This is a genomic window from Tenggerimyces flavus (assembly GCF_016907715.1).
Taxonomy (GTDB): domain Bacteria; phylum Actinomycetota; class Actinomycetes; order Propionibacteriales; family Actinopolymorphaceae; genus Tenggerimyces; species Tenggerimyces flavus.
This window is the reverse complement of sequence record NZ_JAFBCM010000001.1, coordinates 7746137-7768626: the sequence shown is the minus strand read 5'-3', so window position 1 is coordinate 7768626 and position 22490 is coordinate 7746137. Positions and strand designations below refer to the sequence as shown.

Genomic DNA, 22490 nt, shown 5'->3' with positions numbered 1-22490 from the left:
AATCTGGAAAGCGGTTGCCATCGTGTTGCCATTGCTCTTCGGATCGCTCGCCGTTCCCCTCGCTCACGCCGATACCGCGTGGACAGTGAAGGGCCCGAACGGAACGGGCCCGCGTGCGGTCGTCGCGCTCTCCGGCGAGGGCGCGTTGTCGCTCGCGGTCACGCGCGCCGGAAGCACTGTGCTCGAGCCCGGTGCGCTCGGAATCCGAACCCAGCAAGCGGATCTGACCAGCGGGCTGGTGTTCCAGCGCCGGTCCGAGCGCCGCGTCGTCGAGCGCTATCGGACCACCGTCGGCAAGCGGCTGGACCGGACGAACGTGATGACCGAGGCGACGTTCGCGTTCCGCAACGCCGCCGGCGCCCGCCTCGACCTGGTCGTCCGCGTCGCGCCCGACGGCGTCGCGTACAGGTACGTGCTGCCGGCCGAGCTCGGATCCGTGCTCGGCGAGGCCTCGACGTTCGCCGTTCCCGCAACGGCGAACGCCTGGCTGGCGAAGTACCGCCGCGACTACGACAACCCGTTCCTCCCGTCCACCGCGGCCGACGCTCCGACGGGTGAGTACATGCATCCCGCGCTGTTCCGCGTCGGCAGAAGCTACCTGCTGATCAGCGAGTCCGACGTCGACGGCCGCTACTCCGGCGGCCGGCTGCTGCACGACGCGGGCACGGGAACGTACCGAATCGGCCTGTGGGATACCGAAGTCGCCGTCGACGGGCCGTTGGCCACGCCGTGGCGGACGATGATCGTCGGCTCGCTCGCGACGATCACGGAGTCCACGCTGGTCGACGATCTCGCGCCGCGGTCGAAGATAGGTGACACGTCATGGATTCGCCCCGGCGCCGCGGTCTGGACGTGGCTCGCGGGCGGACGCTCGGTGCAGCAGAGCCTGCCGGCGCAGAAGGCGTTCGTCGACTACGCCGCCAAGCACGGTTGGCCGTACGTCCTCGTAGACGCCGGCTGGTACGACGACCCGAACTGGCGGCAGACCAGCTGGATGCCCGAGCTCGTCCGGTACGCCAAGGCCAGGCAGGTCGACATCCTCACCTGGATCCGGTTCAGCACGATCGACACTCCCGAGGAGTGGAACGAGCTGCTGCCGCTGTGGCATCGGTGGGGGATCAAGGGCCTGAAGATCGACTTCATGGACTCCGACGGGCAGGAGCGGAACCGCTGGTACGACCAGATCCTGCCCGTGCTCGCCCGTGAACGCATGCTGGCCAACTTCCACGGCTCGACACTGCCGCACGGCATCCATCGCACCTGGCCGAACGTGATGACGATGGAGGCCGTGCACGGTGCGGAGAAGTCGAGCGGCGTGACGACGTCGCACCTCTTGGCGTTGCCGTTCACGCGGAACGTCGTCGGCTCGATGGACTACACGCCGATGGCGTTCCAGCGTGCGTCTCGGCCGACGTCGGATGCGCACGAGCTGGCGTTGTCGGTGCTGATGGAGTCGGGGCTGCAGGACTTCGCGGGCACGATCGAGGCGTACGGGGCGCGGCCGCTGGCTGAGTGGTACCTCGACCAGGTGCCGACGGTGTGGGACGAGACGCGGCTCCTGTCCGGAGATCCGGGGTCGTCGGCGGTGATCGCGCGGCGTTCGGGTGCGCGCTGGTTCGTGGGCGGCGGGGTGTCGGGTGCCGCTCGGACGTTGAGTGTGCCGTTCTCGTTCGTACGTGCGCGAACGCTCGTCGAGGTGGTGCGGGACTCGCCGGCTGGCCTGGTGCGTGAGCAACAGGTCGTTCCGGAGGGCGGGTCGCTGTCGGTGCCCGTTGTTGCTGAGGGCGGGTTTGCCGCGATCGCGTGCAAGTGGCGACCCGGCCTGCGGACCTGCGCGGTGCCGGTGAACGGGATGCCGACCGCCGCGATGTCGGTGTCGCCGTCGGCGGAGAAGCTGACGCCGGGGTCGACGTACGAGGTGAGCGGCTCGTTCACGCCGGACGAGGCGGTGCGGTCGGTGGTGCTGGCGCCGCGCGTGCCGGCCGGCTGGTCGGTGTCGGGCGATCCGGTGCGACGTTCGCGGCTGGCGGCCGGGCGACGGTGAGCGGGACCTGGACCGTCCGCGTCGGGGAGCCGGTCGGGCTGACCGACGTACCGGTGGTCGCGGCGTTCACCTCGAGCGCTGGCCTGCGGTTCGAGAACGAGCGCGCTACGTCGGTGCACGTGTGGAAGCCCTTGCCCGCTGGGTCGACGTACCTGACGGACCGGCCGTTCACCGTGGTGGAGAACGGCCTCGGACCGGCGGAGTTGGACCTGTCCAACGGCGAGTCCGCCGCTGGTGACGGGATCACGCTCACGGTCGGCGGTACCCGCTTCGGCCGCGGCCTCGGCGTGCACGCTCCGTCGGCGGTGACCGTGCCGTTGAACGGCCAGTGCTCGACGTTCGCCGCGTCGGTGGGCGTGGACGACGAGGTCGACGGCCGCGTCGACCGCGCGCTGGCGGGCGGCACGGTGTCGTTCGCCGTGCTCGGCGACGGCTTGCTGCTCGCCGAGACCGGCGTCCTGCGCACGACGAATCCCGCGCAGGCGTTGAACGTCGACATCCGCGGTGTCCACGAGCTCACGCTTCGCGTCACCGACGGCGGCGACGACTCGAGCCTCGACCACGCCTCCTGGGGAGACGCTCTGATCCACTGCGAATAGCCCCTTGTCCTGTTGGGCATTAGCGTGATTCATGCGGTAGAATCAGAGGCATGTTCGACACGCTGACTTCGTCTGAGGCGCTGCAGTTGGCGGCGGTGTGTGGGAAGGACCGTGCCGACTGCAGTGGTGTCGAGTTGGAGGATCGGCTGCGGGCGCGGGAGCGGATGAAGGCGTGGTTGGACGCGGAGTCGTTGGCGGATGTGGAGGCGTTGGCGCACACTGCGCCGGGGCCTGAGGATGGTCCGCCGCGGCGGACCGACCGGTGGGATCCGTTCATCGGAGACGTTGTCGCGTCGGCGTTGTCGTGGACTCGGTACGCGGGGGAGACGTTCGCGGGTTTGGCGGCGCAGCTTGTCGATTTGCCGGGGACGCGGGTGGCGTTGGCGGCGGGGCGGATCGATTTGGCGAAGGCGAAGGTTCTGGCTGCCGGGGTGGCGGTGTTGGCGGATCCGTTGGATCGGCAGAAGGTCGAGAACGCTGTGCTGGGGCGGGCGGAGACGCGTACGACGGGGTGGTTGCGTGCCGAGGTCGCCGCGCAGGTGGTGCGGATCAATCCCGACGCTGCTCGGGAGCGGCACGAGCGGCGGGTCGCGGAACGGGGTGTGGACTTCTTCCCGGATGAGGACTCGACGGCGACGATCCGGGTGTACGGGTTGCCGGTCGATGAGGTGGCTGAGGCGGAGGCGTATCTGCGGTCGTGTGTGGACACGCGGAAGGCCATGGGCGATGAACGTAGCCGCCCACAGCTGCGCGCCGACCTCGCCTCAGCGATGTTGCGCGGCAAGCCCCTCGACGAAGCCACCACCGTCAGCCCGCTCACCGAGGTTCCCGACGTCACGATCGAGGGGCGGCGGCGGAACGGCCCGAAGCTGGTGTTGACCGCGCCGATCACCACGCTGCTGGACCTGGGCACCCGGCCGGCGACGCTCGCCGGGTACGGGCCGGTGGTCACCGAGATCGCACGCCAACTGACGGCGAAGCTTGCCGGTGACCCGGATGCGACCGCCTGCTGGGCCGCTACCGACCCGGTCACCGGGCAGGTCGTCCACACCGGTCGGGTCTCCACCCGCTACTTCCGTGGACTGCTCGACGAGCACGTCAAGATCCGCGACGGCCACTGCCGCTTCCCGAACTGCCGGCACCCGGCCATGGTCTGCCGCGGAGACCACACCACCAACCACGCCGACAACGGGCCGACCTGCGCCTGCAACGCCGGAGCCCTCTGTGCCCACCACGATCTGGTCAAACAGTCCGGCACCTGGACCATGCGCCAGCCCGAGCCCGGCCACTTCGAGTGGACCGACCCGCACGGGCGCGAGTACGTCGTCGAACCGGTCCAGCTCACCGATCCGGACCCGCCGCCCTTCTGAGGGCGATCAGGCGCCAGCTATGTAGTGCTCGAGTTGTTCGCGTTCGAACTCGAGCTCGCCGATCCGCGTCTTCACGATGTCGCCGATGCTCACCAGTCCGGACAGCCGTTCGTCAACCAGCACAGGGATGTGCCGGACGCGCTGCTCGGTCATCAGGCGCATCAGCTGGTCGACCGTGTCCGCCGGTGAGCAGGTGTGGACGTCGCCGGTCATGATCGTGAGCACCTGGGCGTCGAGAACGTCGACTCCGCGGTCGAGACCGCGGACCACGTCGCGTTCGGACACGATGCCCTGGATGGTCGATCCATCCCCACTCACCACCACCGCGCCGATGTTGTGCTGGGCGAGCAGTGCGAGGAGCTCACGAACCGTCGATTCAGGAGTAATGGTGACGACACTGTCGCCTTTGCCGCGCAGGATTGAGCTGATCCGCATTCCGGCCTCCCTTCGGTCGCCACGTAGGCGGCTGGTCCCCCGTGTGAGGCAGGCTAGCTGTGTTCCACGCCATACGGCCAGACGTTGCGTCTGAACGTTCAATAAGCTATGGAACTGTTACCCCCAAACAACTCTTTGACAGTCGGTATTGCAGTACCGCATACTCCCCAACATGTCTTTGGAGGTCTCTTCGCTGCGGGCTCTCGCCCACCCGATCCGGCTGCGGATCCTCTCGCTGCTCACCGGCGCGGTCATGTCCGCGTCCGAGGTCGCCCGCGAGCTCGGCATCACCCAGGCGAACGCGTCGTACCACATCCGCACGCTCGCGGCCGCCGGCTATCTCGACGAGATGGGTGAGGAGTCCATCCGCGGCGGCATCGCCAAGCGGTACGCGTACGCCCACCGCGATGATCGCGACCGGGTCGACAACCCGCCCGATCCCGAGGCCAACCTGCTGTTCGCCCGGGCCGTGGCCGACGAGCTCGTCCGCCGCGTGCAGTTCCTCGCCAAGGGCCCGTCCTCGTACACCGACGCCGAGCTCTGGATCGACGAGGACGACTGGGCGCAGGCGATCCGGCTCAGCGAGGAAGCCTCGACTCTGTTGCACAAACGCGCTCACCCACCGCGGACCGAGGGAACGATCCACGTCAACGCGACCGTCGCGATGTTCCGGATGGAGAGCTAGATGATCAGTCGCGACAGCCTCGCGCCGCTGCGGGAGAAGCGGTTTCGCTACTTCCTCGCCGCGCGGTTCTCCTCCCTGCTGGGTAACGCGATCGCGCCGATCGCGCTCGCGTTCGCCGTCCTCGACCTGACCGACTCCGCGTCGTCGCTCGGCATCGTGCTGGCGGCGCGCAGCATCCCGATGATCGTGCTGATGCTGTACGGCGGTGTGATCGCCGACCGGCTCCCGCGGCATGTCGTGCTCGTCGTCTCGCACGTGGTCTGCTTCGGCACCCAGGCCCTGGCCGCCGGCCTGCTGCTCACCGGCAGCGCCGAGGTCTGGCAGCTCGCCGCGATCGAGGTGGTGAACGGGGCCGCTGCCGCGTTCACGTTGCCCGCGCTCTTCGGCCTGCTCCCGCACCTCGTCTCCCGCGAGCACCTGCAACAGGCGAACGCGCTGAGTGGTGCGATCCGCACGATCACGATGATCGGCGGGGCGTCGCTCGGCGGCGTGATCGTCGGGCTCGCCGGCTCCGGATGGGGGCTCGCGTTCGACGCGGTGACGTTCGGCGTCGCGGCCATCCTGATCAGTCGGCTCAAGGTCGGCGGCATCCCGGTCGGCGAACGCACCTCCACGCTGCACGACCTGCGGGTCGGGTGGCGGGAGTTCGTCTCCCGGCGCTGGGTCTGGGTGGTCGTCGTGGCGTTCACCGCGCTGAACATGATCATCGCCGGTGCCTGGAACACGCTCGGACCCGTCGTCGCCGACGACACGTTCGGCCGAACGGCGTGGGGCGCGATCCTGGCGTTCAATGCGCTCGGGTTCTTCCTCGGCACGCTGCTCATGCTGCGGTTCCGGCCGCGGCACCCGATGCGGATCGCGATGCTCGCGATGGTGCTCGAGGCGCCGCTGATCGCCTTACTGGGTTGGTATCCGAACGCGATCGTGCTCTGTGCGGCCGCGCTGGTCGCCGGTACGGGGGTGTCGATCTTCGCCGTGATCTGGGAGACCGCGCTGCAGCAGCGGATCCCGCACGAGAAGCTGTCGCGGGTGGTGTCGTACGACATGCTCGGCTCGTTCATCGCGCTGCCTCTCGGCCAGCTGCTGGCCGGACCGCTGGCCACGGCGTTCGGCGTCAGCACGGTCGTCGTCGCGGCTGCCGGGGTGTACGCCGTGGTGATCCTGCTCGCGGTCGCGGATCGGTCGGTGTGGTCGCTGCGACCGCTGGCGGATTCGGTCGAAAGGGAGCGTGAGACTGCGACCTGACGCCGACCCCGAGGACAGATCAACGAGGTCCACCTACTGGTTCTGGCCCCACACCGCGCGGGAGCCGGCGTCGCCGGTGCGGATGACCTGGACGCCGGCGACCAGCGAGGCGGCGACCAGGACGATGGCGACCACCAGCTGGATGACCCGGGACGGGCCTTCGCGCTCGATCGCGCCGCGGATCGGGTTGGGGCCGGTCAGGACGTACGACGCCACGAGCGCCACGACCAGGAACCCGAGCATGACCCACGACAGCAGCAGGCCGAGCGAGGCGTGCGTCTCGACGTACTCCGGCTCGTTCAGGCGGTCGAAGAACGCCTGCCCACTCAGCCGGGCGGCCCAGGTGCCGCCGGTGGCGATGAGCGCGCCGATCGCGAGCGGCCAGCGCAGGACCCACCGCCACTTCGGGACGACGGCGAACGCGATCCCGACCAGCACCGTCAGGGGAACGAACACCACGACTGCGTGGATCACCAAGACATGCACGGGCAATCCGGTGATTTGGTCGAACATGTGGTTCCAATCTCCGTAGCGGTTGCCGTTGATCTTGGCACGAAGGCGCGGGACAAATGGTTCATCCGCGCGGGTCGGGAGCCGTCTGGGAGGGGCAGATCGTTAGCGTGTGCCCCATGTCCTCCTCCTATACCGACGATCTCCGGCTCGCGCACCTGCTTGCCGACGACGCTGACGCGCTCACGATGAGTCGTTTCCGCGCCACGGATCTGCGGGTCGACACCAAGGAAGACGAGACGCCGGTGAGCGACGCGGACACCGCTGTCGAGGAGGGCGTACGCCGTACGTTGGGCCGCGCGCGCCCGCGGGACGCCGTCGAGGGCGAGGAGCAGGGCCGCTCCGGATGGGGCCCGCGGCGGTGGATCCTGGACCCGATCGACGGCACGAAGAACTTCGTCCGCGGGGTCCCGGTGTGGGCGACGCTGCTCGCGTTGTCCGTCGAGGACGAGATCGTCGTCGGCATCGTCTCCGCCCCGGCGCTCGGCCGGCGCTGGTGGGCGTCGAAGGGCGAGGGCGCGTTCGCGGGCAAGAGCCTGCGGCTGTCGCAGCAGTGCCAGGTCTCGACGGTCACCGAGCTGGCGGACGCGTTCATCTCCTACTCCGACCTGTCGGAGTGGAAGGAGCACGGCCGGGCGCGGGAGTTCCTGCAGCTGCTGGACGAGTGCGGCCGGAGCCGGGCGTTCGGCGACTTCTGGTCGTACGTGCTGCTGGCCGAGGGCACGGTGGACATCGCGACCGAGCCCGAGCTGGACATGCACGACATGGCGGCGCTGTCGGTGATCGTGACGGAGGCGGGTGGCACGTTCACCTCGCTGAACGGTGAGGCCGGCCCGTACGGCGGCAACGCGCTGGCCACGAACGGCCGCCTGCACGAGGACGTGCTCGCCCTGATCGGCGACCCGGGCTGAGGCTCTCAGTCGTGTGAGTCGCCGGAACGCGCTTCGCGGGAGTCCAGCAGCCGGCGGAACGAGTCGACTCGTGCCGCGTCCACGCGGCCCTCGGCGACGGCCTCGTCGAGCGCGCACTCCGGCTCGGTCCGCGTGTGCGTACACCCGCGCGGGCAGTCCTCGCAGATCGCGTCCAGGTCGGGGAACGCGCGCAGCAGCGAGTCCGGGTCGACGTGCGCGAGCCCGAACGAGCGGATGCCCGGCGTGTCGATCACCCAACCACCGAAGGGCAAACGCAGCATGAACGCCTGCGTCGACGTGTGCCGACCACGCCCGGTGACCTCACTGACCTGAGCGGTCGCACGGTTGGCGTCCGGGACGAGAGCGTTGACGAGCGTGGACTTGCCGACGCCGGAGTGGCCGACGAACACGCTCACCCGGTCTACGAGCTTCTCCTTGAGCGCGGTGAGATCCCCATCGCGTTGCGTCACGACGGACTCGACGTTGAGCGGGCGGTAGATCTCGAGCAGCTCGTCCGGCGCCGCGAGGTCGCCTTTCGTCAAGCACAGAAGGGGTTCCAGTCCAGCGTCGAACGCGGCGACGATGCAGCGGTCGACCAGTCGCGGTCGCGGCGGGGGATCGGCCAGGGCGGTGACGACGACCAGTTGGTCGGCGTTCGCGACGATGATGCGCTCGATCGGGTCGTCGTCGTCCGCGGTGCGGCGGAGGTTGGTCGTACGTTCCTCCACGCCGACGATCCGGGCCAGGGTTCCGTCCCCGCCGGTGACGTCGCCGACGAGCTTGACGCGGTCGCCGACGACGACCGCCTTGCGGCCCAATGCCCTTGCCTGCATGGCGATCACGGTGCGGGCGTCGACGAGGCAGGTGTAGCGGCCGCGGTCGATCGTGACGACGACGCCGATGGTCGCGTCCTCGTACGACGGGCGCTGCTTGGTGCGCGGGCGCGTCCGGCGAACCGGGCGCGCATAGCTGTCTGGGTCCTCGACGTCGTACCGACGTCCGGTCACGCCGTGACCTCGTGCCCGAGCAGGGCGGCCCACATGCCGACGAAGTCGGGGAGGGTCTTGCTCGTGCTGGCGATGTCGTCGACCTCGACGCCCTTGACGACCAAGCCGAGCACCGCGCCGGCCTGCGCCATCCGGTGGTCGGCGTAGCTGCGGAAAACCCCACTGTGCAAGGGCATCGGATGGATCTCGAGCCCGTCCTCGGTCTCACGGGCGTCGCAGCCGAGGTTCTGCAGCTCGGTCGCGATCGCGGCGAGCCGGTCGGTCTCGTGGCCGCGGATGTGGGCGATGCCGCGCAGGTACGACGGGCCGTTCGCGCAGGCGGCGACGGCGGCGACGACCGGGGTGAGCTCGCCGACGTCGTGCAGGTCGAGGTCGACGCCCTCGATCGAGTCGCCGCCGCGCACGGTGAGGCCCTCGCTGTCGAGGCGTACGTGCGCGCCCATCAGGCTGAAGATCTCGCGCAACGCGTCGCCGGGTTGGGTGGTCTCGTCCGGCCAGCCGAGCACGCGGACGCGTCCGCCGGCGACGACGGCCGCGGCGAGGAACGGGGCCGCGTTCGACAGGTCGGGCTCGATCTCGACGTCGATCGCCTTGATGGGGCCGTTCGCGACCCGCCATGTGGCCGGCTCGCTGTCGTCGACGTCAACGCCGCGTTGACGGAGCATGCCGATCGTCATGTCGATGTGTGGCTGGGACGGAACGGGCTTGCCCACATGGCGAATCGTGAGCCCGTTGTCGTAGCGCGCACCGGCGAGCAGCAGCGCGGAGACGAACTGGCTGGAGCCGGAAGCGTCGATCTCGACCGTTCCGCCGGGGAGTCCGCCGGTGCCGACGACGCGGAACGGGAGTCCGTTGCGGCCCTCGTCCTCGATGTTCGCCCCGAGGGCGCGGAGTGCGCTGAGGACCGGGCCGATCGGGCGTTCGCGCATGTGCGGGTCGCCGTCGAAGTCCACGTCGCCCTCGGCGAGGGCGGCGGCGGGCGGGACGAAGCGCATCACCGTTCCGGCGAGGCCGCAGTCGACCCGCGTCGGCCCGTGCATCGGCGCGGGCGTGATCCCGTAGTCGTCGCCGATGTCCACGACGCCGATGCCGAGGCCGCGAAGGGCGTTCGCCATCAGGATCGTGTCGCGGGCGCGAAGAGGGCGGCCGATCTGGGATGGGCCGTCGGCGAGCGCGGCGAGGATCAGCGCGCGGTTCGTCATCGACTTGGATCCGGGGATGCGAACGTCCGCGTCGACTGCCGCCGACGCGGTCGGTGCGGGCCAGTGACCCTGAGCTGCAACTGCCATCGGTCGTTGAGCGTAGTCGTCCGTTAGCACGGTGAACAATTCAGTTCGGCCGTGTCTGCCGTGCACGTAGGGTGATGGGCATGGAGATGGTCGAGGTCACGTCGGAGTCGGAGCTGCGTTCGATCGTGGGGTCGCCGCAGCCGCGGGCGGCCAACAAGGCCCGGCCGGCGCTGGATCCGTTGGACCGCGAGTGGCTCGCCGCGTCGCCGTTCTGCCTCATCGCGACCGCTGGCGCCGATGGCTCTTGTGACGTGTCGCCGAAGGGCGATCCGCCGGGGTTCACCTACGTTCTGGATGACCGCACTGTCGTGGTGCCGGACCGGCCGGGGAACAAGCGGGTGGACGGGTTCCGGAACGTGCTGGCCAACCCGCACGTGGGGCTGCTTTACCTGATCCCCGGGCGCGGCGACACGCTCCGCATCAACGGCCGCGCGCGGTTGATCAGCGACGCGCCGTTCTTCGACTCGATGGTCGTGAAGCGGCACCGCCCCGACCTCGCGCTGCTCGTGGAGATCGACGAGGTCTTCTACCACTGCTCGAAGGCGTTCCTGCGGTCCGCGCTCTGGAAGCCCGAGACCTGGGCCCCCGACGCCGCCCCCTCCCGGGCGACGATCGCCCAGGCCATCGAGCGCCCGGAGGCCACGATGGAGGAGCTCAACCGCTACTACGGCCCCGCCTACGCCGAACGCCTCTACGGCGAAACCGCCTGAAGCCGGCGCTTCACCTCGTCGTCGCCGAGGGCGCCGGTGACGGCCCAGAGGTCGGGGCTGCGAGTGGAGCCGGTGAGGGCGACGCGGATGGTCTGGGCGACCTCGCGGAGTGAGCCGGGGTAGGCGTCCGGGTTCTTCTTGTACTCCTTCGGGCTCGGCGCGAAGCCGTGCCGCCCGACGAGGGCGCGGATCTGCTCGAACCAGGCCTGCGAGTCGTCCGTCCAGGCGTACGTCGAGGCGAAGTCCGTCAGTACCGCGCGCACCAGCTCGGGCGAGAGCCCGCCGAAGCGCTCGTCCGCGGGGTCGGACACCAGCGGGAACAGCGACGAGAAGAAGAAGCCGTACGCCGGGCGGAAGTCCGACCACTTCCGCAGGTCCTTGCGCGGGTTGTCCACGCCCTCCCGCTCGACCGCCAGTGCCCGCAGGGCCAGGTCGCGCTCGGTCTCGAGCACCTTCACCAGCTCGGGGTCGTACGTCGACGCCCACTCCGACAGCGCCGCGACGATCTCGGCGCCGGACAGCGACGCGACGTAGTCCGCCGAGATGTCCTCGAGCTTCACCAGGTCGGCCATCGGCCCGGCGACGCCGAGCTCCGCGAGCCGGATCGGCTCGTCCAGCGCCTCGCGCAGCGGGAGCTCGGCGAGCCGCGCGTTCGCCAGCCCGCGGAGGTAGTAGCGCAACGCTTCGGACGAGAAGCCCGCCTGGATGTAGGAGTCGAGCGACGCCTCGGGGTCCTTGCGCTTGGAGAGCTTCCGCTTCGACTTGCCCTCCTGCTTCATCAGCGGCGCGATGTGCGCGTACTCCGGCGGCTCGAAGCCCAGCGCCGAGAACAGCTGCAGGTGCAGCGGAACGGACGAGATCCACTCGTCGCCGCGGATCACCAGGTCGACGCGCATCAGGTGGTCGTCGACCGCGTGCGCGAAGTGGTACGTCGGCAGCCGCAGCGGCGAGTCGGACGACTTGAGGATCACCGCGTCGTTCCGGTTGGCCTCGTGCGACAGCTCGCCGCGGATCGCGTCGGTGAACGAGACGCGCTCGCCCGGCGCGGCAGGGGAGCGGAAGCGGACGACATACGGTGCGCCCGAGGCCAGCTTCGCCCGGACGTCGTCGTCCGACGCGTCCCGCCAGAGCGCCCACCTGCCGTAGTACCCCGTCGGCACGTCGGCGTTCCGCTGCCGCTCGGTGAGGTTCGCGAGCTCGTCCTTCGTGGCGAAGCAGAGGTACGCCTTGCCCTCGCGGAGCAGTTCGCGGACGTACGTCTGGTAGATCGCGACCCGCTGCGACTGCGCGTACGGCCCGTAGTCGCCGGTGCCGAGCGTCTCGTCCGGCACGATCCCGGCGTACGCGAACGCCCGCGCGAACTGCTCGACCGCGCCCTCGACCTCGCGGCTCTGGTCGGTGTCCTCGACGCGAACGATGTAGACGCCGCCGCTCCGGCGCGAGATGTCGGAGTCGATCAGGCCCACGTACACCTGGCCGATGTGCATGAAACCCGTCGGCGACGGCCCGAGCCTGGTGACGCGCGCACCCTCCGGCAACGAGCGCGGCGGGTACTGCTGCTCCCAGTGCGCGGGCTCCGGCAGGTCGGACGGGAACAGGGCGTCGATGGCAGCGCGGTCGAGCATGAATGAACCCTAAGGGCTACACAGGCGGCGGCTCCGGGGCGGTGCGGGCCGGCGTCTCGGCGAGGCTCTCCAGCGCGATGCGGATCGCCGTGTCGAGCTGCGGGTCGCGGCCCTCGGACCAGTCCGACGGGGTCATCGGCACCTCGACGTCGGGGTCGACGCCGTAGTTCTCCACGTCCCAGCCGCGCCCTTCCAGCCAGAACGAGTACCTCGGCTGCGTCACCGACGTGCCGTCGACCAGCGTGTACTTCCCGTCGATGCCGATCACGCCGCCCCAGGTCCGCTGACCGACGACCGGGCCGATCCCGAGCGCCTTGATCGCGGACGTCACGATGTCGCCGTCGGAACCCGCGAACTGGTCCGCCACCGCCACCACCGCGCCGCGCGGGGCGTCCTCGGGGTAGCTCCTCGGCTCGTCGAAGCCGCGCGCCGTCGTCCAGCCGACGATCTTGCGGGCGAGCTTCTCGACCACGAGCTGCGACGTGTGGCCACCGCGGTTGCGGCGAACGTCGACGATGAGGCCCTCGCGGACGACCTCGACCCGAAGGTCGCGGTGCAGCTGCGCCCAGCCGGACCCGATCATGTCGGGCACGTGCAGGTAGCCGAGCCGGCCGCCGGACTCCTCGTGCACGTACGCGCGCCGTCCGGCGATGTAAGCCTGGTACCGCAGCGCCTCCTCGTCGGCCAGCGGCGTCACGACGATGTGGCGTACGTCCCCGCCGTCGGCTGGCGCGATGGCGAGCTCGACCGGCTTGCCGGCGGTGCCGACGAGCAGCGGGCCGGGCCCCTGGACCGCGTCGACCGGTCGGCCGTCCACGGCGACGATCGCGTCGCCGGTGCGCACCGCGGCGCCGGGACCCGACAGCGGCGAACGGGCCTTCGGGTCCGACGACTCGCCGGGCAGGATCCGTGCGACCCGCCACACCTGGCCGTCGCGGCGCAGGTCCGCGCCGAGCAGGCCGAGCTTCTTCGCCGGGTCGCCGCCGTTGGGCTGCGGGTTGACGTACGCGTGCGACGCGTCCATCTCGCCCTGCAGCTCCCACAGCAGGTCGACGAAGTCGTCGTGCGAGCCGAGCCGCTCGACCAGCGGCTGGTACTTCGCCTGAGCCGCGGCCCAGTCGTGCCCGGCCAGGTCAGCGCGCCAGAAGTTGTCGCGCATGAGCCGGCCGACCTCGGCGTACCCCTGCGTCCACTCCGCGCCCGGGTCGATCACCGCGCGAACCCGCGACAGGTCGACGGTGAACGCGCTCTCGGTGTCGGACGGGTCGACCTTGCGGTCGGCGGGGATGACCTTCAGCGCGTCCTTGTCCTTGACCACGAGGCGCTTGCCGTCGCCGGTCGGCCACGCGGCGTCGAGGGCCTCGACGAGCACGTCGACCTTCCGCTTGGCGAAGTCGAACCGCTCCAACTTCGTGCGCGGCCGCTCCGCCTCCGGGCCGGCGAGGTCGTCGCCGAGCACGCCGGTCAACGGCTGGCGCTGCCAGACCACGCCGCCCTCGACCGCCTGCAGCTCGGAGTAGCGCGCGGCCTCGACGGGGAACGGGACGATGCGTTCGGCCAGGCCCTCGACGTCGACGACGGTCTCCGGCGGGCCGTCGGCCTTGTCGCCGTTGCTCTCCGGGCCGACCGCACGGCCGTCGCGGCTCGCGGCGAACGGCGACGGTGTGGTCGCCGCCAGCGGGACGAGGTGCGGCCGGAAGCCGCCGGGGAACGACAGGTCGAACACGTACGAGTCGTAGACCGGGTCCAGGCTCCGCACCGAGAGGAACGCCAGGTGCTTGCCGTCGCCGGTGAACACCGGGTCGAAGTCGAAGAACCGCACCGGCGTGACGTCGACGACCTCGAGGTCGGCCAGCCGGGCGATGCGGATCTGCTTCAGCCGCCAGGCAGTCGGTTGGGACCAGGCGACCCACGCCGAGTCGGGGGAGAACGAGATGCCGGTCACCTCGCCGTACCCGGACCGCGCGATCTCCTGGACGTCGTGGCTCTCGACGTCGATCCGGAGCAGCCTGCCGTCGTGGCTCGCGGCGACCAGCCACTTGCCGTCCGGCGACGCCGCCAGGCCGAGGACGCGGCCGAGGTCGCCGGCCGCGAACCTGTCCGGCTGTGTTGTCGAGGATTGGCCGCCGTCGATCGAGCCGAGCTCGAGCGCGTCGTCGCCCTCGGCGTCGGTCACCCAGGCGGCCTTGCCGGTCTCGCCGAGGACCACCGGCAGCCGCCGCCTCGCGCCGGGCGTCGCCGCGAGCGCGCGGGCCGGGCCGTCGCGGTGGGTGAGCCAGTGGATCGTGCCGCGTACCTCGACGGCACTGCCGCGTCCCGTCCGGTCCGGCGCGGCGTTGCGGAGCTCCTTGCCGGCCGCCGCGGGGCGGGGCTGGCGGCCCGTGCTCGCGCCGCCGAGCTTCACGTCTAGTCGCTGGGGCTCGGCGTCGAGGCCGTCGATCAGCCAGAGGTCGCCGCCGGACTGGAACACGACGCGGTCGCCGTCGGCCGTCGCATGGCGGACATAGAACGGCTGGTCGGTGTGCCTGCGCAGATCTGAGCCGTCCTGCTGGGCGCTGTAGAGCTGGCCGGTGCCCTCGTGCTCGGAGACGAACCCGATGCGGTCGCCCCACCAGAGCGGGAACGCGAGCGAGTAGCCGATGTCCTCGAACAGCCGGGTGAAGTCGCCGCTGCTGTCGCCGATCCACAGCCTCGAGGCGGTGCCGCCGAGGTAGCGCTTGCGCCAGGCGGGCTCGGCCATGCTCGGGGTGGAGGTGAGGACCTTGCCGTTGGCGTTGACGGCGAGGTCGGAGGCGAGGCCGTACGGGAGGCGCTCGCTCGGGCCGCCGTCGAGCGGGACGGCGTGGGCGTACCAGTGCCTCAGGTACATCTGGCCGACGGTGGAGACGGCGAGCACCCGTCCGTCGGGCAGCCAGCCGCGGACGTTCGTACGGCCGGCACCCCAGTACGTGAGGCGCCGGCTCGGGCCGCCCTCGGTGGGCGCGACGAAGACCTCCGGCGCGGCGTCGCGGGTGCTGGTCCAGGCGATCGTACTGCCGTCGTTGCTGAACCGGGGCGAGGTGACCGGGACGTGGTCGGCGGACAATCGGAAGGCGCGACCGCCTTCGAGCGGGGCGACCCAGACGTCGTCCTCGGCAACGAACGTCAACTGGTCAGCGTGCAGATGCGGGAAGCGAAGGTAGCTGGAAGCAGGCACCCCGAGAACCTATCCCGTGCCGTCGACATCGGCGACCCGTTCTCGGTCGCGCTCGGCGTCGCGCTCGGCGGCCAGGTCCTCTAGTGGCCGCATCGACCAGATGCCCCGGCTCGTGGTTGCGATGACGGCGGCGATGCCGAGCATGGCGGCGAAGACGGCCATCGCCCAGCCGCCTCCCCACCGCGCCACGACGAGGCCGCCGACGAGGGGCGCGAAAGGGGAGAGTGTCTGGGCGACGAGGTTGCCCGCACTGTCAACCCGCCCTTGCATGGCGTCCGGGGTGATCGCCACCTGATAGCCGAACAGGCCGGCGTTGATCGACGGCGCGGCGACGATCACGAGCGCGAGGAGTCCCGCGACGGTGTACGTACCGGGCGCGAACGCGGCCGCCGCGACGAGCCCGGTGGCCAGCCAGCAGATCGCGACGATGAGGACCGGCGTTCTCACTCTCGGCTGCAACCAGGGCGCGATGAGCGAGCCGACGAACCCGCCGACCAGGATCGCCGACTGGGCCGCCCCGATACCGGCTGCGGGGACGCCGCGTTGTTCGAGGACGACGACGAGCACGAACATCACGCCGGTGAACGCGCCGTTCAGCAGGGCGCCGAGGTAGAGGGTGGCGCGGAGGAACGGCTCGTTCCAGAGGAACCTCATTCCTTGCCAGATGGACGTTCTGATCTTCTCGTGCGCTTCGGTGCGCTCCTCTTGCAGGGTCGTCCTGATCCGCACGATCGCGAGCAACGAGATCAGGTAGGAGATCGCGTCGGCGAGGAACGGGATGGCTCTGCCGACGCTGAACAGGGCACCGCCCAGCGGTGGTCCGGCCAGCTGCGCGGCGTAGCTCCTCGCCTCGTTCCGCGCACTTGCGACGCCTAGCTGCTCGGTGGGGACGATGTGCCTGAGGGCCGCCGTATGGGCTGGGCCGAAGAGGACTGCTGCGCCGCTCTCGATCGTGGCTATGACGAGGATGAGTTGGACGCTTGCCTTTCCGGTCAGGATGGCCACGGCTAGGGCTGCCAGGGCTAGGACTCGGACGGCTTCGCAGGCCAGCATGACTGTCTTGCGGTTCCACCGGTCGACGAGCGCTCCGGCGGGGAGGCCTAGGACTGTGCGGGTGGCGAGGGCGAAGGAGCCGACCAGGCCGGCTTGGATGGGGGAGCCCGTGATGGCGAGGACGAGGAGGGTGTAGGCGAGGGCTGAGGCTCCGGAGCCGAGCTCGGAGAAGGCTTGGCCTATCCAGAGGTTGCGAAAGTCCCGATTCTTGTGCAACGGAATCGGCGCCTTGGGCTGCGGCTGGTCGGCCATGGATGTGAAGGTAATGCTTCACATCGTTTCACGCAATGGGCCCGGCCTTAGGCGGCCGCAGCCGTTCCACTCACCGCACGACGACCTCACCCCGATCACCCACGGTCGCCACTCACCATCCATGACTCCGCACCCCGCCGCTTCCGCACCCCGCCACTTCGCGCGTGCCGCCGCTTCCCGCGTGCCGCCGCTTCCCGCGTGCCGCCGCTTCCCGCGTGCCGCCGCTTCCCGCGTGCCGCCGCTTCCCGCGTGCCGCCGCTTCCCGCGTGCCGCCGCTTCCCGCGTGCCGCCGCTTCCCGCGTGCCGCCACTTCGCGCACCCCGCCACTTCGCCCACCGGGCCGCTGCCTTGCGCACCGCGCGACCATCACTCCGCCTCCGCGCCCGCAGGTCCTGGCCTGTTACTCCCATCCTCTTCACCTCCGCCCCTTTGGGGCGGTGCTGTGCTTCTGCTCTTGTTGTTGCTTTTCCCTGCTGTGCTTGGCGATTAGCTGGTCGGGCTGTGGCGGCGGTCGATTGTGGTGGCCGGTCCGGGGCGCGTCAAGGGCGCCGCGGCGGCTTCGCAGACGGGGCGACGTCGCTACGCGACCGCGTAGCGGCCCTTGACCCGCCCCGGCCCGGCCACCAGATTTTCACGCGCCGCCCCTGCCCCCGGAACAGTTCCCCGGGCCAGGCCTGCCTGCGCCTTGGGTTTGTTGCCGTGTTGCGGCTTCTTGTGGAGCCCCCGGTCGCTTGTGGTGGCGATGATGTCGGGGATTTCCGTTGCTGGGTTGGGCATTAGCCTGATTCGGCTGGTAGAATTCTGCTATGGAATCGACCACCTGCTCGAACACCACCGGCACCGCCGATGGTGTGTCGGCGTGGTCGATGTCCGATGACCAACTCGCCACCGCACTCCTCGACAACCAGGCCGCCCTCCACCGGCACGAAGCCCGCCGGCTCGAGCTGATCCGCGAGGCCGACGCCCGCAACCTCGCCGTGTCGGCTGGTGCGGCGAACACGGCGCAGTGGGTTGCCGGCGTCCTTCGTGTTCCTTCGGCTGAGGCCGGTGCGATGGTGAAGCTGGCCAGCCACCTGCACCACGAGTTGCCCGCCACCGCGCAAGCGTTGGCTGACGGCCACCTATCGGTGGGCCATGCGCGGGTGATCTCGCGGGTGGTGCAGATGCTGCCCTCCCACATCGCCACACCCGAGCTGCGCTCGGAGGTGGAGGCGACGCTGCTGAAGAATGCCGCCGCCTTCGACCCGAAAGTCTTGGGCAAGGTCGGGAACAGGCTCTTGGAGACCGTCGCGCCGGACCTTGCCGACCAGGTCCTGGAACTGAAGCTCAAGCAGGAAGAGGCCAGCGCTGAGCGGGATCGGTTTCTGCGTATGACCTTCGACGAGACGTCAGGGACGTGGCGGGTCACCGCCCGGCTCCCGAAGGTGGTCGGGGAACGACTCAAGCTGGTTCTCGACCCGCTGGCCGCGCCGCAGCCCGGACCCGACGGACGTGACACCCGCCTCCCCGAACAGCGCAACGTCGATGCTCTGGATGAGGCCTGCCGCCGACTCTTGGCCGAGCGGCTCGTCCCTTCCCATGGTGGGAACCCCACCCAACTGGTCGTCACCCTCACGAACACGGGTGGGCGGACTCTGCACACCGGGATCGAACTGTCCCGCAAACTCGTCGACCAACTCATGTGCGAAGCAGACCGGGCATTCTTGGTCAAGCCCGAGGACCAGCCCGGCCGCGTCACACTGCTGACCGACACCCAACAGCGGCTCTTTCAAGGCAAACTCCGCCGCATCCTCGAACTCCGAGATGGTGGGTGTGCGTTCCCCGGGTGTGATCGGCCCCCTGGCTGGTGCCACGCCCACCATGTGGTTCCGTGGAGTAAGGGCGGACCCACCACCCGCGACAACGGGGTCCTGCTCTGCGGCTACCACCACCGCCTGATCCACCAAGGCGCCTGGCAAGTCCGAATAGCGCTCGATGGGTTACCGGAGTTCTTACCCCCGGACTGGATCGACTCCCAGCGCCGACCACTCCGCAACCACCGCCTCACCCCGGCCGCCTAAGCGGCGGCCGGGCGTTTGGCCATGCCTCAGTCGAGTTCCGGGACTGCCAGGAATGCCGCCCTCACTCGGCGGGTGTTCTTCCGTCGGCGCTTGCTCTTCTTCCGGTACGGCTCCAGCACCTTCCCCACCGCGGCGATCAGGTCGCTGGTCTCTTCTGCCGTCAGGTACAGCACCGTGGTGTCGAAGTTCGCCTTCGTCTGCCACTCCGCCGGCTGGTGCTTCTCCGCTTTCGCGTACGCCGACAACGTCGACTGCAGCCCTTCGAAGACCCGCCCCACCAACAGGCCTGTTGCGGCCTGCTGCGCTCGGGTGGGCGTCGAATGCACCGAGATCTCGCGAGCTGCCGCTCGCCATGGACGCTCGCGCCCGTCGGTGGCTGGCGAGTCGCGCTCGACGATCCCGTACTTCTCCAACGCACGCAGGTGATACGACATCGCGCTCGGCGTCAGGCCGGTCATCGACGCCAGCTCGGTGGACGTCGCTACCCGCCCGCCATACAGCTCTTCCACGGCCTGGATCCGCGCCGGGTGGCTCAGCGCACGGATCATGCGCGGGTCGGTGAGCTTGATCTGCCGGCGTCTCGGTGCCATGCACGCGAGCCTATTTGACCCGCTTCCAATCCTGGCACCCGCGAGTTTCGAACGCGCCGTCGGAACGTTTGATCGTCACTGTCGCCGGGCCTTGCGCGACGTTGCCGTCGATGGTGGAGTCGCGGCTGCCCGACGTGTCCCGCAGCCGTCGCCAGATGCAGATCTCCACGTACCCGTTCGCGGCCGGCCTCGACTTGTACGTCCCGGGCTGGATGTCGGAGTTCACGACGAACATCCCGTTGCCGGGGAACGAGCCCGCGGGCTCCGGGTCGGGCCCGGGCTGGGGCCGACGCGTCGGATCCGGCGCGTCATCGTCGGACGGCGGCGGGTCGTCGTTCTGGCGAAGCGCACGGGCGGTCACCGTCACCGTGACCCGCGGGCCGGGAACGGTGACCGTGGGGGCGGGAGCCGGGGTCGCGGTCACCGTGACCACAGGGCCAGGCTCGGAGATGATCATCGCCTGGCCGTCCGCCGGCCCATCGCCGCCGTCGCGGAACACCAGGCCGAGACCGAGTCCGACGAGCAGTGCCACGCCACCCGCGGCAGCGATCGGGATCCAGCCCCGCCGGGAAGGCGGGGCAGGAGGCGGCGGGGGCGGGGGAGGTGGCTGAGCGGGATGGCTCCACCAGGGCACGGGCTGGCGAGGTTGAGGTACGGACGGACGCGACTGCTCCGGCTCCTCGCCGGCCCACCATGGTCGCTGCTCGGCCATGAGTTCAAGTGCCCCTCGCGTGAGGGCACCTATGGTGACACCTCACCCAGGCGCGACGGCACCGGGGTGGATCAGTCGAACGGGAGTTCGTCCTTCGCCTGCAACGCCAGCAGCTTCGCCTCTCGGCGAGCCGACTTCGCGGCCAGCTTCGCCTCGCGCCGGGCCATCCGAACGGCCCGCCGCGAGCCCTCCGCGACCTCCGCCGCGCCGTGGCCGACGCGCCAGAGCAGGCCGGGCTTGCCCTCGGTGTCGACGGCCGCCAGCAGCAGACCGCCACCGAGGCCGACGTTCTTGATGAAGTTGTCCCGTTTGACTTCCCGTTCCTGCTTGTCCTGCTCTTCCCAGAACGGGTGCGCGGCCAGCGTCGTCGGGATCAGCGACGCGATCAGCGCCAGCGCGCCGAGACGCCGGTACTTCGAGGTGATGAGCATCAGCCCGCCCACCACCTGGATCGCACCGTTCAGCCGTACGAGCGTCCGCGGGTTCTCCGGGATCCGCCCCACCAGCTGCGGCGGCGCGTACTGCTTCAGAACGGGCACGATCCGGTCCGTCACGGGCTTGGCCTGCGGAACGTAAGGATCGGGATCCTTGATGGCCTTCGCCCCATGAAGCACGAAGCCCGCGGCGAGCATCGGCCGGGCCAGCAGTCTCACGAGCGTCGTCATAGGTCCTTCATACCGCGTCCGGGGCCGCTCTAACATCCAGAGCGGCCCCAGACCTCCATCGCGTTACGGCGACAGCCGCTGCATGTCCCGCGGGAACAGGGTCACTTCGCGGATGTTCTCCGCCCCCGTCAGCCGGGAGACGAACCGTTCCAGCCCGAACGCGAACCCGCCATGCGGCGGGATCCCGAACCGGAACGCGTCGATGTACGAGGCGTACGACTCCAACGGCAGCCCGCGCTCGCGGAGCACCGCCACGTAGTCCTCGTAGCGGTGCAGCCGCTGCGCGCCGCTCACCAGCTCCACGCCCCGGAAGATCAGGTCGAACGAGCGCGACCAGCGCGGCTCCTCCGGGCGAGGATGGGTGTAGAAGGCGCGGTTCGCCGTCGGGTAGCCCTCGACGAAGACGAAGTCGCTCCCGTGTTCGGCCTGCGCCCACTCGCCGATGGCGCGCTCGTGCGCCGGCGCCAGGTCGGGCTCGTCCGGCGGTGCGCCGACCATGCGGAGCACCTCGGTGAAGTCGACCACGGGGATCTTGCCGCCGCCGGTGCTCGGCAGCTCGACGCCCAGCAGCTCGACCGCCGCGGCTGCGCGCTCCCGTACGGCGGAGACCATCCCGACCACGACCTGCTCGCAGACGTCCATGACCTCGCAGTGGTCCTGGACGAAGCCCAGCTCCGCGTCCAGCGAGACGTACTCCGCCAGGTGTCGCCCGGTGTTGTGCGGCTCGGCCCGGAAGACCGGACCCACCTCGAAGACCCGCTCGAAGACTCCGACCAGGTGCTGTTTGTAGAACTGCGGCGACTGGGCGAGGTACGCAGGCTTGCCGAAATAGTCGACCGCGAAGACGTTCGCTCCGCTCTCGGTCGCCGACTCGACGAGCTTGGGCGTGTTGATCTCGGTGAAGTCGAGCCCGGACAGCGTCGCGCGGAAGCCCTGCACCGCCGCGGACGCGATCTCGAAGCCCGCCTTGAGCTTCGGGTGGCGCAACGTCGTCGGCGCGTTGTCCAGCAACGTAGGCAAGGCCGCGTTGACGCTGGGTCGCCACAGCTCGATCGGCGGCGTCTCCGCTGGTTCGGTCAACGGGGTCAACGTCGGGTCCACGACCTCGACGCCCCCGGGGGCTTGCGGGTTGGCCAACGCCTTCCCGACCACCTCGACGACTGTCTCCTCGCCGAGCTTCTCGACCAGTTCCACGGTCTCCGGGTCGCGAATGACGACCTGGGCCAGTCCGGAACGGTCCCGAAGCACGACGAACGTGACGGACGCGAGGCGCCGGCGGCGGTGGACCCAACCCTGGAGTCGTACGGTCTCGCCGGCTCGCTCGGCGAGCTGCGACGCGAGAACACGTTGCTGCATGGTGGTGGTCACCTCCCACAGGAATCTCTACGTCCCCTGGGGTGTGGGCGAGGGGGACTCGCGGTGCCACCACACCTTCACGGCTCCCGAAGGAACCGCCTCGTTCGTTCCAACTACGGCTCGGGAGTGTCTTCGCCACGGGGTGCGGACGCTGGCCTTCTCAGCTACCGGCCAAC

General features: G+C 70.0%; 19 protein-coding genes. 8 read left to right on the top strand and 11 right to left on the bottom strand.

Translation table 11 applies throughout. The annotated features are described in order from the left end of the window. The first annotated feature begins 22 nt into the window (after window positions 1-22). From JOD67_RS36175 to JOD67_RS36165, 3 genes are read left to right on the top strand one after another with little or no spacing between them, the layout of a single operon-like run. Window positions 23-2044, top strand: a complete 2022-nt coding sequence (locus JOD67_RS36175) for a glycoside hydrolase family 97 N-terminal domain-containing protein (RefSeq protein ID WP_372442356.1) — start codon at window positions 23-25, stop codon at window positions 2042-2044. Then, window positions 2041-2643 carry an NPCBM/NEW2 domain-containing protein gene (locus JOD67_RS36170; RefSeq protein WP_205122162.1) on the top strand — a complete coding sequence of 201 codons (603 nt, stop codon included), beginning with the start codon at window positions 2041-2043 and terminating at the stop codon, window positions 2641-2643. Before JOD67_RS36175 ends, JOD67_RS36170 begins: the two co-directional genes overlap by 4 nt. Before the next feature lie 50 nt (window positions 2644-2693). After that, entirely contained in the window at window positions 2694-4013 is a 1320-nt protein-coding gene (locus JOD67_RS36165) for a 13E12 repeat family protein (RefSeq protein ID WP_205122161.1), read from the top strand. 6 nt (window positions 4014-4019) lie between these two features. Here the strand turns inward: JOD67_RS36165 and JOD67_RS36160 are convergent, their stop codons facing one another. Continuing rightward, window positions 4020-4448 (bottom strand): CBS domain-containing protein, encoded by a 429-nt coding sequence (locus JOD67_RS36160; RefSeq protein ID WP_205122160.1) that lies wholly within the window; start codon window positions 4446-4448, stop codon window positions 4020-4022. Window positions 4449-4620: 172 nt separating this feature from the next. On the opposite strand from JOD67_RS36160, the gene JOD67_RS36155 reads away from it, so the two are divergent. Both JOD67_RS36155 and JOD67_RS36150 read left to right on the top strand, forming a co-directional pair. Continuing rightward, window positions 4621-5133, top strand: coding sequence for a helix-turn-helix domain-containing protein (locus JOD67_RS36155; protein ID WP_205122159.1), 513 nt, complete (start codon window positions 4621-4623; stop codon window positions 5131-5133). After that, on the top strand, window positions 5134-6378 hold the full coding sequence (locus JOD67_RS36150; protein ID WP_205122158.1) for an MFS transporter: 1245 nt from the start codon (window positions 5134-5136) through the stop codon (window positions 6376-6378). Between the two features lie 33 nt (window positions 6379-6411). Here the strand turns inward: JOD67_RS36150 and JOD67_RS36145 are convergent, their stop codons facing one another. Beyond that, window positions 6412-6891 (bottom strand): DUF2231 domain-containing protein, encoded by a 480-nt coding sequence (locus tag JOD67_RS36145; protein WP_205122157.1) that lies wholly within the window; start codon window positions 6889-6891, stop codon window positions 6412-6414. Between the two features lie 116 nt (window positions 6892-7007). On the opposite strand from JOD67_RS36145, the gene JOD67_RS36140 reads away from it, so the two are divergent. After that, window positions 7008-7799, top strand: a complete 792-nt coding sequence (locus tag JOD67_RS36140) for an inositol monophosphatase family protein (RefSeq protein WP_205122156.1) — start codon at window positions 7008-7010, stop codon at window positions 7797-7799. A 5-nt stretch (window positions 7800-7804) separates the two neighbouring features. On the opposite strand, the gene rsgA is transcribed toward JOD67_RS36140, so the two are convergent. Further along, entirely contained in the window at window positions 7805-8806 is a 1002-nt protein-coding gene (rsgA, locus tag JOD67_RS36135; RefSeq protein WP_205122155.1) for a ribosome small subunit-dependent GTPase A, read from the bottom strand. After that, window positions 8803-10095, bottom strand: coding sequence for a 3-phosphoshikimate 1-carboxyvinyltransferase (gene aroA / locus JOD67_RS36130; protein ID WP_205122154.1), 1293 nt, complete (start codon window positions 10093-10095; stop codon window positions 8803-8805). Before aroA ends, rsgA begins: the two co-directional genes overlap by 4 nt. Window positions 10096-10175: 80 nt before the next feature. Between aroA and JOD67_RS36125 the strand changes: the two genes are divergently transcribed. Next, window positions 10176-10805 (top strand): pyridoxamine 5'-phosphate oxidase family protein, encoded by a 630-nt coding sequence (locus JOD67_RS36125; RefSeq protein ID WP_205122153.1) that lies wholly within the window; start codon window positions 10176-10178, stop codon window positions 10803-10805. On the opposite strand, the gene JOD67_RS36120 is transcribed toward JOD67_RS36125, so the two are convergent. From JOD67_RS36120 to JOD67_RS36110, 3 genes are read right to left on the bottom strand one after another with little or no spacing between them, the layout of a single operon-like run. Beyond that, on the bottom strand, window positions 10787-12430 hold the full coding sequence (locus JOD67_RS36120; RefSeq protein ID WP_205122152.1) for a glutamate--tRNA ligase: 1644 nt from the start codon (window positions 12428-12430) through the stop codon (window positions 10787-10789). The two genes, JOD67_RS36125 and JOD67_RS36120, sit on opposite strands and share 19 nt — an antisense overlap. Window positions 12431-12446: 16 nt before the next feature. Further along, window positions 12447-15626: a S41 family peptidase gene (locus JOD67_RS41570; RefSeq protein WP_205122151.1), complete on the bottom strand. Its 3180-nt coding sequence runs from the start codon at window positions 15624-15626 to the stop codon at window positions 12447-12449. A gap of 9 nt (window positions 15627-15635) precedes the next feature. Next, window positions 15636-16931: an MFS transporter gene (locus JOD67_RS36110; RefSeq protein ID WP_205122150.1), complete on the bottom strand. Its 1296-nt coding sequence runs from the start codon at window positions 16929-16931 to the stop codon at window positions 15636-15638. A gap of 806 nt (window positions 16932-17737) precedes the next feature. Between JOD67_RS36110 and JOD67_RS36105 the strand changes: the two genes are divergently transcribed. After that, window positions 17738-18991 carry an HNH endonuclease signature motif containing protein gene (locus JOD67_RS36105; protein ID WP_205122149.1) on the top strand — a complete coding sequence of 418 codons (1254 nt, stop codon included), beginning with the start codon at window positions 17738-17740 and terminating at the stop codon, window positions 18989-18991. Between the two features lie 26 nt (window positions 18992-19017). Here JOD67_RS36105 and JOD67_RS36100 read toward each other — a convergent pair whose 3' ends face one another. From JOD67_RS36100 to aspS, 4 genes are all read right to left on the bottom strand, one after another. Then, the gene (locus JOD67_RS36100) at window positions 19018-19581 is read right to left on the bottom strand and encodes an ArsR/SmtB family transcription factor (protein ID WP_205122148.1); all 564 of its coding nucleotides are present in this window, start codon (window positions 19579-19581) and stop codon (window positions 19018-19020) included. Between the two features lie 10 nt (window positions 19582-19591). Further along, the gene (locus JOD67_RS36095; protein ID WP_205122147.1) at window positions 19592-20113 is read right to left on the bottom strand and encodes an Rv1352/Rv1906c domain-containing protein; all 522 of its coding nucleotides are present in this window, start codon (window positions 20111-20113) and stop codon (window positions 19592-19594) included. Between the two features lie 251 nt (window positions 20114-20364). After that, entirely contained in the window at window positions 20365-20958 is a 594-nt protein-coding gene (locus JOD67_RS36090) for a DoxX family protein (RefSeq protein WP_205122146.1), read from the bottom strand. A 63-nt stretch (window positions 20959-21021) separates the two neighbouring features. Next, entirely contained in the window at window positions 21022-22314 is a 1293-nt protein-coding gene (gene aspS / locus JOD67_RS36085) for an aspartate--tRNA(Asn) ligase (protein ID WP_205122145.1), read from the bottom strand. Window positions 22315-22490 lie beyond the last annotated feature (176 nt).

Coding starts and splice junctions, on each gene's coding strand:
- JOD67_RS36140 (WP_205122156.1), top strand. CDS start 7,008: ATGTCCTCCTCCTATACCGACGATCTCCGGCTCGCGCACCTGCTTGCC.
- JOD67_RS36110 (WP_205122150.1), bottom strand. CDS start 16,931: ATGGCCGACCAGCCGCAGCCCAAGGCGCCGATTCCGTTGCACAAGAAT.
- JOD67_RS36160 (WP_205122160.1), bottom strand. CDS start 4,448: ATGCGGATCAGCTCAATCCTGCGCGGCAAAGGCGACAGTGTCGTCACC.
- JOD67_RS36125 (WP_205122153.1), top strand. CDS start 10,176: ATGGAGATGGTCGAGGTCACGTCGGAGTCGGAGCTGCGTTCGATCGTG.
- aspS (WP_205122145.1), bottom strand. CDS start 22,314: ATGCAGCAACGTGTTCTCGCGTCGCAGCTCGCCGAGCGAGCCGGCGAG.
- JOD67_RS36100 (WP_205122148.1), bottom strand. CDS start 19,581: ATGGCACCGAGACGCCGGCAGATCAAGCTCACCGACCCGCGCATGATC.
- aroA (WP_205122154.1), bottom strand. CDS start 10,095: ATGGCAGTTGCAGCTCAGGGTCACTGGCCCGCACCGACCGCGTCGGCG.
- JOD67_RS36120 (WP_205122152.1), bottom strand. CDS start 12,430: ATGCTCGACCGCGCTGCCATCGACGCCCTGTTCCCGTCCGACCTGCCG.
- JOD67_RS36155 (WP_205122159.1), top strand. CDS start 4,621: ATGTCTTTGGAGGTCTCTTCGCTGCGGGCTCTCGCCCACCCGATCCGG.
- JOD67_RS36145 (WP_205122157.1), bottom strand. CDS start 6,891: ATGTTCGACCAAATCACCGGATTGCCCGTGCATGTCTTGGTGATCCAC.
- JOD67_RS36105 (WP_205122149.1), top strand. CDS start 17,738: ATGGAATCGACCACCTGCTCGAACACCACCGGCACCGCCGATGGTGTG.
- JOD67_RS36150 (WP_205122158.1), top strand. CDS start 5,134: ATGATCAGTCGCGACAGCCTCGCGCCGCTGCGGGAGAAGCGGTTTCGC.
- JOD67_RS36165 (WP_205122161.1), top strand. CDS start 2,694: ATGTTCGACACGCTGACTTCGTCTGAGGCGCTGCAGTTGGCGGCGGTG.
- JOD67_RS36090 (WP_205122146.1), bottom strand. CDS start 20,958: ATGACGACGCTCGTGAGACTGCTGGCCCGGCCGATGCTCGCCGCGGGC.